The following is a 13,210-nucleotide window of genomic DNA, read 5'->3' as shown; positions in this document are numbered from 1 at the left end:
TTAATCATCACTTTCATCGTCTACATATGGTCCATAAATATGCCACATTTCTTTCAATATAGTCCCACCTATTTCATCAAATACTGCTTCTAATTCTACATCACTATTCGCACTGTGATATTCTGCATTAATATAATTTGCAATGGTTTGAGCATTAGTAGCATCATTTGAAAAACCAATAACATGAGACTTTATTTCTAAATCTCCTCCTACAACTAAGTTCTGACCAATATATTCAGAATATCCCATAGAACTCCATTGACTTGTATTTTTGGATTCACTGTCATCTGATATTCTATCAGAAATAACATATCCAGAATCTTGTTTATATCCACTATATTCATAATGACCAAATATCCACCATCCAACCCATTCTCTCGTTGTAGCACTAAAAACTGTTGGATCTCCATCTGATAGTAAAATCATGTATGGTATAACTTTCGTGTCTGTTGGCAACGTATTATCAATTGAATTTGGACTATCTTTAAATTGTTTTGTTGCATAATAAGATACTCTCATAGCATCTCCTGTATTAGTCATCCCTTGTGCTGTCAATGAGTCAATTTTATTTTTTATGGTATTTACATTAGTTCCATTTGCAAGGACAAAACTTTTCGTTCCAGAAATATAAGCATCATCAGAATATGGTATTATACCTACATAAATATTCCCTAACCCAGAAAATTGATCAATCAATGCTTTAGCTCTATTTCTTAATATAGATATTCTGCTTGGATTACTAGAAGTAACCCTTCCCCCTGACATGTTGTTAGCCATACTTCCAGATTCATCTAATACCAAAGTAATTGCTGCTACCACTTTTTTTCCAGCTTTAGTCTGAGGCCCTGGAGTGTCATCTGTTCTGTATGCTAGCGCTGTTGCTGGATATGATGGACTTCCGCCATCTTCAACCACTACAGAGTTAAATGCCTCTATCTCAGATTTAATTGTCATTTTAGGATCTGTTTTCCCATCTATATAGCCTTGTAAAGTGAATTCAATCAACTTTGAATTAGGAGTAAGTTGTTTAAACATAAGGTTAAGAGAAATGTCTTGGTCTGATTTATATAGTTCTATTCTGTCATGTCTACTATCAGCTTCATTCCAAGTATATTGAACTAGAGTTTTAGAATCTTCCAACCCTAGATAGTTCCACATTGCTTTTTTATTATTAAACGTGTCTTGTGGCACAGCAAAGACAACAGTGCTATTTCTTATTTCATTATTAACAACTTGAGAACTTTGTCTCATTTCGGATTGAAAATCAAATTCTTCTAGGGTCTTAGCTTGAGCATTTCTAGAAAAAAGTATCATATTCACTGCTATCCCAATACCAAAGGTAAGTAATGCCAATACTATAACTAATTCTAATAAGGTCACACCTTTATTTGATTTTTTCATGGTTAGCCCTCCTTTACTTTAAGATTTCTATATTTACATATGGAATCAATATATCCACCTTATATCTCCATATGTACTAGCGTCAAATTCTAAATAAATTGTCTTTGTTACGTTGTTTAATTTACCTGTCGATTCTATTTTTATTCTCTTAACAGTGTCTATGTTATATGAGGTTACTTTAATATCTGCATTTCCTTCTCCTATTACTATATTGTTCTGTGTAAGTGTATGTGTGTTTCCAGAATTACTCGAGGAAGTAAATGGAATAAGCAAACTAGGGCTAGATGTAATCAATGCTTCATAAGTTAGCTCTGCTCCAGATCTCGCTATATAATATGCTTGAAGTGTATCATCTTGTCTTTTTGCTTGAAGTATATTTGATTGAGCTATCGTTGAGATAGACATAGTCATTATGCTTACAAAGACTAATGCTATGATAACCCAAATTAAGCTAACTCCTTTTCTATTTTTCATTGCTAACACTCCTTAATATTTATAAATGAATTTGTCCATATATATTTTTCATCAATCAATAACTTTCTGTTATAGAGTATATTTCAGAGGAATAATTAATAAAAAATATATAAATACAAACTTTATATTCCTAGAGCAGAGAGGAAAATCTCTGCTCTAGAAAATTCAAGAAATTAGTCTTTGATAAATTAGTGCAAGACGCTTATGATTTAGAATCCCACCCACTATTTGATTAGTCCTTATCTTGACGCACTATCTTACACTCAATACTTTCCAAGTTACATGAGGAAAGAAAATAGCCTTAGTACTCCAATGACTTAAAGTCCGTGCTAAGTATACTTTATTTTGAGGTGGATACAATAGCACTATCAGTGATGGTTACAGTCCATCCTTTGAAAACATATGTCATGTCAATGGATCCATTAGTGCTATCTGTAACAGTAAATGTTCCATTTAGTTTTCCTGTTAAATCTGTAACTGCTGTTGTTGCCTCTGTATACCCTTCAATTGCTGTATCAGTAGTAGTAGTTGGATCTTCTGCATAAATTGTAGATAATGCAGTTATAACAGTTCTAGCTTCTGCTTCAGCAGTTGCTTTATTTGCAGTGTCTGTAAACCCTCCTAATCTAGGAATCGCTATCGCAGCCAAAATCCCCAAAATTACAATTACTACAATAAGTTCAATAAGAGTAAAACCTTTCTTCTTTTTGTTTCTCATTTTTTCCATCATACAAATCTTCCTCCTTTAAAATATAAGTATAATATTGCAATATATTTTAACGCTATTTCTTTTATTACTGCACCGTAGATGATAAATCAAAAATCGGCAGCATCATAGAAATAACGATAAAACCAACTATAACACCCATAAAAAGTATGAGCATAGGTTCTAGTAACGAAAGCATTTTCTGAATAGAAGCATCTAGCTCTTCATCATAGTAGTCAGCAGTTTTTGAGAGCATTTCTTCTAGGGAGCCTGATTCTTCTCCTATTCCTACCATAGATATAACCATAGGAGGAAAGAAGTGCATGCTTTTTAACAAAAAGCTTATGCTCAGTCCCTTTTTTACATCCTCTATTACTTTGTTCATTCCATCTATTACCACTTGATTGTTTGTTACATTTGCTGCGGCTTCCATAGCTGGCACTATAGGAATACCACTTGCCATAAGTGTAGATAGAGTTCTAGTAAATCTAGATGTAGCTATTTTTGTAACTGAGGTGCCTATTACAGGAATCCTAAGTTTTAGTGTGTCATATTGTCTTTTCCCTGCGGAAGTCTTTATATATCCCCTAAACAGAACTATTATTGTACCTATTACAGCTATGAATATATACCAGTAATTTTTAAGTGCGTCACTTATGCTCATAAGTAGCTTAGTTGGCCCTGGTAGCTCTACTCCAGACGATGTAAACATCTCTGTAAATGTTGGCATTATGAAAGTGAGTAGAAAGATTACTACTCCGACAGCTGCCACGCTTAGGATAGCTGGATATACCATAGCTCCTTTTATTTTTGAATTTATTTTATTCTCTTTTTCATAATGCTCTGACATTTTGGCGAGCACGTTGTCTAGGTTTCCTGTCATCTCTCCAGCTTCTACCATGGTTATTAAAAGATTTGGGAATACTTTCTTATGCTTTTTCATAGCTTGTGATAGGATAAGTCCAGTTTGCACTTCTGAATATACTTCTTTTACTGTTCTTCTAAGTACTTTGTTTTCAGTCTGGTCACCTAGCACATCTAGTGCGTTTGAAAGTGGCATACCCGCGTTTAGCATAGTGTATAGCTGTTTACAAAATACTGAAATGTCTTTTATTTTTACTCTACTTTGAAACAGACTCATATCTCCTACATCCTTTGATTTTTGCTCTTCTGCCTGAATTCTTATAGGAGTGAAGCCTTTTTCTCTTATCATCTTAAGAACTTCTTCTTTTGTATTTGCTTGATGAGTATATTCCACTACTCTACCCGAAGCATCTACTGCTTTGTATTTAAAACTAGTCGCCAATTTTATCCCCCCTTAGTAGTAGCCTATCTGCTTGTTTATCATATCTATATCAACTGCATATTTTCTAAGGTTTTCATTGTCTATTACACCATCTTTATACAGCTTGATAAGAGCTGAATCCATGGTGTTCATACCAAATTTCGAACCAGTTTCTAGCGAGGTCATCAGTTGATGAGTTTTGCCCTCTCTGATTAAGTTTCTAACAGCTGGTGTAGCTATTAGTAGTTCAAATGCCGCTACTCTTCCGTTTCCATCAGCTCTAGGTATAATCTGCTGAGATATGATTCCCTCTAGTACTGATGCTAGCTGAGTGCGTATCTGTTGCTGCTGATATGGCGGAAATACGTCTATGATACGGTCAGTGGTTTTTGTTGCTCCTACTGTATGTAGAGTTGATAGTACTAAGTGACCTGTTTCTGCAGCTGTTATAGCTGTAGATATGGTTTCTAGGTCTCTCATCTCGCCTACTAGTATTACATCTGGATCTTGCCTTAGAGCGGCTCTTAGTGCATTTGAAAATGTTTTTGTGTCATTCCCTATTTCTCTTTGATTTATCATGCACTTATTATGTCTATGAAGATACTCAATAGGATCCTCTATCGTTATGACATGAGAGCCTCTATTGTTATTCATATGATTTATCATTGCTGCTAGTGTAGTTGATTTACCACTTCCTGTAGGTCCAGTAACTAGTATTAATCCTCTTTGCTTCATAGATAAATCCTTTAGTATTGGTGGAAGATTTAATCCCTCTATAGTAGGCACATACATAGGTACTACTCTAAGTGCTACACCATAGCTTCCTCTTTGTTTGTAAATATTAGCTCTAAACCTTCCTATACTTTGCTCAGAGTAGGAAAAATCTATCTCTCCTTTTTCTTCAAGCTCGTCTCTTTGCTTGCTTTTTAGCATTTGATTTACTATGTTTAGGCTATCTCTAGGGGTGCATGGAGTTTCTTGCATCTTGATAAGTGCTCCGTTCACCCTCATTATAGGAGGTAGTCCTACTGTAATGTGAATATCAGAAGCATTTTCGCTTATGGCTTTATCTAGTAACTCTAAAACATTCACATCCATCCCCCATTTCACTTTAAAATCAATATATATTAGGAATTAAGTTTTATTATATAAATATTTATACCCATATTTTTTAATTTAAATTAAGTCAAACGTTCTTCTCTTATAAACTTTTGTTTTTTATATATCGACACTATAGGTAATTTTTATTAGCTGCTCCATAGTGGTGATTCCAGAAAGCACTAGCTCTTTGCAAGATTCATTCAGTGTCTTTAGTCCCTTGCTTCTAGCTTTATCTTTAATTTCATCTATACTTTTCTTTTCATTGATTAGATTTCTTATTTCTCTATCCATTACTAGCACTTCATGAATGGCAGTTCTTCCAGAGTATCCAGTGCCTGAGCAGGCATTACATCCCTTTCCTTTATGAAGAGTTACTTTTTCATTTATTCCTAGAAAATGAAGTTCTTCATCTGTTGCCTCATATGATTCCTTACATTTGGTACAGATTTTTTTTACTAGTCTTTGAGCTATGATTCCCATAACTGATGAGGATACCATGTAGGTTTCTATCCCCATGTCTATCAGTCTTGATATAGAGCTAGCTGTGTCATTGGTATGCAGAGTTGAGAGCACAAGGTGACCTGTTATCGCTGCTCTAGTCGCTATTTGCGCAGTCTCAGCATCTCTTATCTCTCCTACCATTACTATATCTGGATCCTGTCTTAATATAGATCTAAGACCTGATGCAAAAGTAAGTCCTGCCTTGGTGTTGACCTGTACTTGATTGACTCCATGAAGTCTATATTCTACTGGGTCTTCCACTGTGATTATGTTTTTGTTAATTTGGTTTAGTTCTTTTAATATGGTATACAGTGTAGTGGTTTTACCGCTTCCTGTAGGCCCTGTAAGTAATATTATTCCTTCTGGAGCTTTGATTATCTTGTCAAAAAGCTCTAGGTTATGAGCTGTAAATCCTAGCTCCTCTTTTCCAACTATTATTGCATTTCTATCTAGTAGCCTTATTACTATTTTTTCTCCATAAACTGTAGGCAGTACAGATATTCTCATATCTATTGCATGGTTTTCGATTATGGTCTCTACCCTACCGTCCTGTGGGATACGCTTTTCTGAGATGTCCATTTTTCCCATGATTTTTATTCTAGTAACTAGAGCAGAGTGTGTAGATTTTGCCGGTGACATTACTTCTTTTAGTTCTCCATCTACTCTGTATCTGATTCTTACGTTTTTTTCAAACGGCTCTATATGTATATCACTAGCTTTTGAGCGCACTGCTTGGCTTATTATTGTGTTTACGAGTCTAACCATAGGTGCATTTATTATATCTTCATCTTCTATATCGTCATCTATTTCTTGAACATCTGACTGAGATTTGAACTCTTCTACTGCTTTTTCTGCTAGCTCTGTAGAGTCATAGTATATATTTATTGCTTTTTTGATGTCATTTTTGGAACTGATTACTAAATCTAACTCAAGCCCCGTAGTAATACGAATGTCATCCGTAGCTATCATGTCGAGTGGATCTGACATGGCTAGCATAAGCTTTCCTCTATTCATCCCTATAGGTATGAGGTTGTGTTTTTTTGCTAGTGATTCTGATATTATCTTTGGTGCTTTTGGATCTATGTAATATTTATTTAAATCCACATAAGGAATTCCTAGCTGATATTCAAGTACTCCTAGAATCTGCTCTTCTGTTAGAATTTTTTCATCTATTAAAAGCTCTCCGAGCTTTTTATTTTTTTGTTTTTGAAGTACAAGAGCATCTTCTAGCTGGTCTATAGTTAAAATCCCAGCTTCGATTAAAATATCTCCTAGTCTCATTTTTTTATTTGGCATATTGTCCTCCCTGCTGATTTTAAATCAGTTAATTAACAAGAATTAATTTATAGTTTTTTAGTGTTTAATTATAAAGATTTTAATAAAACTTATTAATTAGGCATAAAAAAAACCGTACTGATTTATAATTCAGCCGGTTACGCCACTGCATCCCTATAGCGTAAGGCGTCCATATCTAGCTATAGTTCATCTGCTCTTATTATGTATATAAGGCTAAAGCCCTATATTCTAGTTTTTATGTCTTTATTATATTATAAAATTGTCAAAGAATAAAGAATTAAATAAAAATTTTATATTATTATTTTTTGGTATAATAATTCTATCACTAAAAAAACGAGGTAGATTCAATGAAAAAAAGATTATTTTTATTTGTATTATTATTTGTTTTTTCTATATTAACAACAGGATGCCAAATGAAACCAGAGCAAAAGCTCATATCTACTGGTCCCAATTTCTTTTTGAATTCTGTATTGGATGTAAAGATTTTGGATGAAGGAAAGGATATAGAGAAGATAAACGAAGACATTACAATGAAAGTTCAGAGCCTTGAAAATGTTCTTACTTCAAAAACTTCAAGCAGTGAGGTTTCTAAAATAAATCAAAATGCTGGGATTTCTCCTGTTTCCGTATCAGATGAAACTTTTTTAGTTATATCAGAGGGTATCAAGTATAGCGAGCTAGCTGATGGAAGCTTTGACATCACTGTAGGTCCACTTGCTAATCTCTGGGGTATAGGAACTGAAGCTGCAAAGGTTCCAACTGAAGATGAATTAAAAAAAGCCCTTTCACTTGTAGGATACGAAAAGGTGGTTTTGGATAAAAATGCAAAAACTGTATACCTGACAGAAAAAGGTATGGCTCTTGATGTAGGCGCTATAGCAAAGGGCTATGTAACTGATGAAATAAATAGTATCTTGGCAAAATACGAGGTGAAATCTGCAATTATCAATCTAGGCGGCAATATCTATGCTAGAGGAGATAAAAACGGCAGTCCATTTAGTATAGGTATTCAAAACCCTTACTCTGAGCACGGAGATTATTTAGGTATCTACAGAGATACTGATTTTTCTATGGTTACTTCTGGAACCTATGAGAGATATTTCGAGCAAGATGGTAAAAAATACCACCATATTCTATCAACTACTGACGGCTACCCTGTGGAAAATGAAATAGCCGCTGTTACAATAATTTCTAAAAACTCCATGATGGCAGATGCTTTATCGACTTCTGTTTTTGCTTTAGGAACAGAAAAAGGCTTTGAGCTTATCGACTCTCTGCCTGATTCAGATGCTATAGTTATAACCAAGGATAAGAAAATAATTCTTTCAAAATCAATGGCTGATTCATTTGAATTAAAAAATACTGAGTTTACTATAGAATATAGGGATTAATCTTCAACTAGAGAGCCTTCTTCTTCAAAGCCATGATAATCTAGCACTGGAAGTACAAACATAAAGCCTTTGCCTGTTTCACTTTCTAAATGAAGCTCAGTTTTTATCATGGCAACTGCTTCATCTAGCACAGACTTTGTTCTTATCACGCTAAAAACTGTTTTGTTGTATGGTCTGTTGCCCTCTACCATCTGCTGGATGGTCCCAAAGAATGGAATCTTAATATCTGACTCTAAGAGAAATTTTCCCATTCCCATGCTGTCTACTGAGGTCGCACCTATACCCATATCAAACAGTTTTTTTAATATCGTTTCATATTTTGCTATATCATTTATCACTAGCACCATGCAATATGCACTATTCATAACGTTTCCCTCCTTTAAAAAAGCAGCAAGGCTATCCCTGCTGCTTTTAATTATACACCCTTTTTATTTAGTTTGACCATACTGCGCATAGCCACATATATTTAAGTTAATATCATAATGGTTTTTTATAACTACAATATTCCAAGCGCTCCTATAGCAAGTGCAGCCACAGTTATAAGGAAGATTATAACCATGAATTTTCCTACGAATTTCAGCCACTTATCATATGGCACTCTTCCTATAGCAAGACCACCCATAACAACAGCACTAGTAGGAGTAATGAGGTTTACTATACCAGATGCTGACTGATAAGCTGTGATTACTACATCTCTTGCTACTCCTGCAAAATCTCCTAAAGGAGCCATGATAGGCATAGAAAGTGTAGCAAGTCCTGAAGTCGATGGAATAAGGAATGACATAGGAATATAGAATAAATAGGTCAATATAGTAAAGGCTACGCTTCCTGTGCTAGCAAGAGTTCTTTCACCTAAATTAAGCACTGTAGCAGTCATATTACCTGCGTTCATAACTACTGTGATACCTCTTGATAGACCAACTATAAGAGCAACTCCTAGTAAATCCCTAGAGCCATCTACAAAAGCCCCAATCAATTCCTTTTCGCTTAGTCCAGCTACTAGCCCTATAATTATAGACATAATTAAGAATAATGAAGCTAGCTCTGTAAACCACCACCAAAGAGTAGGAATAGCTGTGATTCCCATATCTTCAAAAGGAATAACTCCGTAAATCATAATTGCAAAAGTAAGAGCGAATAATCCAAGAATCAGTTTACGCTTTCCTGTAAGCTCTGGGAAAGACGTTCCTTCTTGCTGAGCTCCAAAATGTTTTATATCCTCTTCTCTAGTAGCATAAGTTATAGATTTAGTTGGATCTTTTCTTACTTTTTCTGCATATCTCATGACATAAAGTATAGCCGCTATTTCTCCTACTACTAGAATTAATAATCTAAGCACTATACCCTGTCCTAGAGAAACTCCTGCAAATCCAGATGCTATACCTGTAGCAAAAGGGTTTACTGTAGAGCCTAAAACTCCAACACCTGCTCCAAGAAGTATTACAGCAACTGCTGTCACTGTATCATAACCTGCCGCTACAAACACTGGTATCAGTAGCGGATAAAAGGCTATGGTTTCCTCTGCCATACCATAGGAAGTACCGCCTACTCCAAAGAGGACCATCAATATAGGAATCATGATTTTCTCTTTACCTTTTAGCTTGTTTGTAACCTGAGCAATTCCTGCATCGATAGCTCCAGTTTTCATTACTACTCCTAGGAATCCTCCTATGATTAGAATAAATAATGCAACGTCAACAGCATCCTGATAACCTTTTGCTGGAGATGTTATTATGTCAAATATACCTTGAGGTGTTCTTTCAACCTGCTGATATGTTCCTGGTACTGGTACTTCTTTGCCGTTTAGCTCTGTCATCTCGTACTGTCCAGCCGGCACTATCCATGTTAAGATAGCTACAACTACAATAATTGCAAATAAAATAGTGTAGGCTGAAGGCATAGAAAATTTCTTCTTATTTTGTTCCATAAGTCTTACCTCCTTTAAAATAGAAACGATTTCACACATATAGCAATAAGACCACTCATAGGCATTTTAAATAAACATAATTAAAAGCTCACCTCATAATAATTACCCATAACAAAACACTAACCACATCAGTAGTCATTAAAGCTACATATTAATTATACCTCTCTTAACTGGTCTATAAAACTTTTTTTGCATAAATTAATATATTTTAACTTTTGCAAATATTTCCAATTTTGTGTTAATTGAGTTTATTTTATAAATTTATTTGCTTAAATTACATTAAAGCTTAATAAATTAAGTTTATAAACTTAATTGTAAAATACAAAAGAGACTAATCTAAAAAGAAGAATATAATATGTTTAATTTTGCTATAGACAAAACCAACATATTATATTCAATTTTCTTTTCATAATAGTCTCTTTTTATTTTTTGATTCTTATAAGCTCTTACTGAAGTTCATAAACTGCATTACTAATCCATCTATATAGATACTGAGTATGAAGTCTATTTGTTAGGTTTCCAGCATATAGAACTGTTTTTTGTCCATTTACCATTCCTACTGTTGACATAACCTTGCCTTTAACTTGTTCATGTCCTGGCCACCAACCTGCTACAAAGTAATCTCCAGTATTTTTAACAGTTGATAATGCCGTAAAGCCTGCTGGTAATTTTTCTAGCCATGTTCCAGAAGAGCTATACATAGTATCATCTGAAGAATAGCCTAGGCTATACATACTAGAAGCGTTATTTGTAGATTTTAGTAGACCTTCGTGATAGAAATCGGTAGTTTTAACTTCTAAACCTGCTATCTTTCCACTTTCGCCTATAGCTGCCATAGCAGAGCCACCGATAGCTACCATCGGCTTTGTTCCGATTAACTCTGGATCTAATGAGCCTGAATCCGTAACTAAAACATCAGCCTCATTCGCATCAGTTACTACATCAAAGCCCATAGCCTCTAGAGCAAAATAAGCTGTACTCATAGCTGGTGCATATACTGTTTTTGAAGTTATTTCTTTGCCTTCAGGCATTTTATCAAGAGCTTCAAATTTAAGCGCATGCTTGTCAACTAGCATCTCTAGGCAAGCTTTATCAACTGCAAAGCCTTCTTTGCCCTGTCCTAAATCTGCTCTTACAACTTTATGTCCCATTTCAATTGCATGGTTTACAGCCTTTACTGTTTCCAGTGAATTGTTGTGAATCAAGTAGAAATCAGCATCTGTAATACTGCTTGATGGAGCTTTACTAATAGTTACATCTCCTAGTTTTCCTGTGAATAAATTTGCATCTCTAACTTCCATCACATCAAAGCCTCTTTGCGCAGGAAAATTAGTTACTATTTCTGCATACATCTCTGCCCATTCTGACTCGTCTACTCCAGAATAAAGCACTTGATTTGCATAGCCACGTTTAGCTTGAGCCATATCTACTACTATGTCGCCTTTTTTGTAAGCTCCAGCATCTGATTTTAGCTCATGAACCTTAACTCCATTTCTTTCAAGATATGCTATCATATCAAATGCAGCTACTGCATTTTTCTGAGCATCTAATCCCATAGGAATTACATAGTAATCAGGGAAGAAGCTTTCGTTACTTCCTCTTGGACGACCTTTTATTTCGTTTTGAGCATTAACGATTGCTTTATCAGCTTCTCTTGAATCTAGTTTTTCTACTCCACGCTTATAGTATTCTAGTTTGTTTAGCATAAGCACGTCTTTGTTATTGATTGCATAATCTGCCGCTGCATATCCTGTATGGATAGCTGCTTTAAAAGAATCTTCATTCATTTCTGGAACTTCTATAGTATGTCCTAGAGCTCCATGATGCATAGCGTAAGTTGCTGTATAGGCTGAAGTTGCATCATCCCATCCAGTTCCATAGTCTATCATAGGAATAATATAATCTTCGTATTTAGAGTTTTCAACTCCTGCTCTACCCATGATATTAGCAAGCTCTAGCATAGTAGAGTAAAGTAAATCTGTCTCATAGTTAGGGTCATGAGGTGGTGTACAAGGCTCAATTAAAAACTCCTGTACAAATCCGTGATAGTCTAAGAATATTAGAGGATTGTACTTAGAAATCTGCGCTACCATAGCCTGAGTCTCAGGTTGAGTTTGGAAGCCATTATCTCTATTTAAATCCAAGTTGTTAGCATTTGCACGAGTATTTGCTACTCTACCATCTGGATTTTGAGTAAAGCTAAATACTAGTATAAAATCCTCAAGTAAATTATCTACATTTATTCTCTTATTTACTTTCTTACCATTTTCGTCAGTAGTTGCATAATCAATGAAATCTTCCTTAGCATAGTCATTAAATAGCTTCACCACTGCGTCTACTCCAGGCTGCTCGTCTGGGTGGATATTGTTCATAAAGATAACGGTTTTGTAATCAGCTTTATTTGCTTTGATATCAGCTATCATTTTTTCAGGGTTTTCAAGCATCATAGGTGTAGTTTCATTAAGATATTTATCTACAGCTTCTTTATCTTTTGCTATGATACCTAAATCCATAGGTCTTCCCTGAACAGTAGTCCCATAAACCTCTAGATTTACAAATCTATCTGCTTTAGCAGAATTTTTTATATCCGCTACAGCCGCTTTCATCTGGTCATAGCTCATATAGCTTTCATAAGGAACTAGGGAAACATCGAGTTTCGCTTGCTGCTGTCCTGCTTCATTTACAGCTTTAAGCTCGTAGGTTCCTATGAACTCAGGATATTTAAGTCTGATGTTATATGGTCTTCTTTGGCTTAAATCCGTAGTGTCAAATAATCTGTCAAAACTAATAGTTGCCTTAAGTAAACCATTTTCAATAACTGGCTCTTTAGTAAATGTAATAAATGGTCCTGCTGTGAAATCACCAGTTTCCATACTCCATTTCTTCCAAGCTGACAGCTCCTTGTCACCAAAATACCATTTTAAATCTGAAACCTTTGTATCTGTTGACATCCTTGCCTCAAAAACCACTTCCTTCGGCTCAGTCATAGACACAACTGGTCCAGATACAGCCTTGGTATCCTGTGCAAATGCAGGAACTGCAAGAGATACTACCATAAGTAATGCTACGATAAGTGCTACAGCTTTTCCAAGCTTACCAACCTTCTTACTCTTCATTTTCTAACCTCC

At 35.1% G+C, this 13,210-nt stretch carries 10 protein-coding genes; 1 reads left to right on the top strand and 9 read right to left on the bottom strand.

Features of this window, described 5'->3' with window-relative positions; genetic code table 11:
• The 6 genes from CLOST_RS01110 to CLOST_RS01085 form a co-directional block, all read right to left on the bottom strand.
• Window positions 1-1,401 (bottom strand): VWA domain-containing protein, encoded by a 1,401-nt coding sequence (locus CLOST_RS01110; RefSeq protein WP_013360412.1) that lies wholly within the window; start codon window positions 1,399-1,401, stop codon window positions 1-3.
• Window positions 1,402-1,446: 45 nt separating this feature from the next.
• Entirely contained in the window at window positions 1,447-1,875 is a 429-nt protein-coding gene (locus CLOST_RS01105) for a type IV pilus modification PilV family protein (RefSeq protein ID WP_013360411.1), read from the bottom strand.
• Between the two features lie 340 nt (window positions 1,876-2,215).
• A complete protein-coding gene (locus CLOST_RS14180; RefSeq protein ID WP_013360410.1) occupies window positions 2,216-2,605 on the bottom strand; it encodes a type II secretion system protein in 390 nt (129 codons plus the stop codon).
• Between the two features lie 64 nt (window positions 2,606-2,669).
• Window positions 2,670-3,887, bottom strand: coding sequence for a type II secretion system F family protein (locus CLOST_RS01095; protein ID WP_013360409.1), 1,218 nt, complete (start codon window positions 3,885-3,887; stop codon window positions 2,670-2,672).
• Window positions 3,888-3,899: 12 nt separating this feature from the next.
• Window positions 3,900-4,958 carry a type IV pilus twitching motility protein PilT gene (locus CLOST_RS01090; protein WP_013360408.1) on the bottom strand — a complete coding sequence of 353 codons (1,059 nt, stop codon included), beginning with the start codon at window positions 4,956-4,958 and terminating at the stop codon, window positions 3,900-3,902.
• 126 nt (window positions 4,959-5,084) lie between these two features.
• Window positions 5,085-6,764: a GspE/PulE family protein gene (locus tag CLOST_RS01085; RefSeq protein ID WP_013360407.1), complete on the bottom strand. Its 1,680-nt coding sequence runs from the start codon at window positions 6,762-6,764 to the stop codon at window positions 5,085-5,087.
• A gap of 347 nt (window positions 6,765-7,111) precedes the next feature.
• Between CLOST_RS01085 and CLOST_RS01080 the strand changes: the two genes are divergently transcribed.
• The gene (locus CLOST_RS01080; RefSeq protein WP_013360406.1) at window positions 7,112-8,155 is read left to right on the top strand and encodes an FAD:protein FMN transferase; all 1,044 of its coding nucleotides are present in this window, start codon (window positions 7,112-7,114) and stop codon (window positions 8,153-8,155) included.
• Here CLOST_RS01080 and CLOST_RS13365 read toward each other — a convergent pair.
• From CLOST_RS13365 to CLOST_RS01065, 3 genes are all read right to left on the bottom strand, one after another.
• Entirely contained in the window at window positions 8,152-8,520 is a 369-nt protein-coding gene (locus CLOST_RS13365; protein ID WP_013360405.1) for a hypothetical protein, read from the bottom strand. The genes CLOST_RS01080 and CLOST_RS13365 overlap by 4 nt on opposite strands.
• Window positions 8,521-8,651: 131 nt before the next feature.
• Window positions 8,652-10,082: a YfcC family protein gene (locus tag CLOST_RS01070; protein ID WP_013360404.1), complete on the bottom strand. Its 1,431-nt coding sequence runs from the start codon at window positions 10,080-10,082 to the stop codon at window positions 8,652-8,654.
• A 446-nt stretch (window positions 10,083-10,528) separates the two neighbouring features.
• Window positions 10,529-13,198, bottom strand: a complete 2,670-nt coding sequence (locus tag CLOST_RS01065; protein ID WP_013360403.1) for a M14 family metallopeptidase — start codon at window positions 13,196-13,198, stop codon at window positions 10,529-10,531.
• Window positions 13,199-13,210: the final 12 nt, after the last annotated feature.

This window comes from Acetoanaerobium sticklandii, from assembly GCF_000196455.1.
GTDB classification, from domain to species: Bacteria; Bacillota; Clostridia; order Peptostreptococcales; family Filifactoraceae; genus Acetoanaerobium; species Acetoanaerobium sticklandii.
Note: the sequence above shows the minus strand (reverse complement) of the source record. Positions and strands in the feature narration are given on the sequence as shown.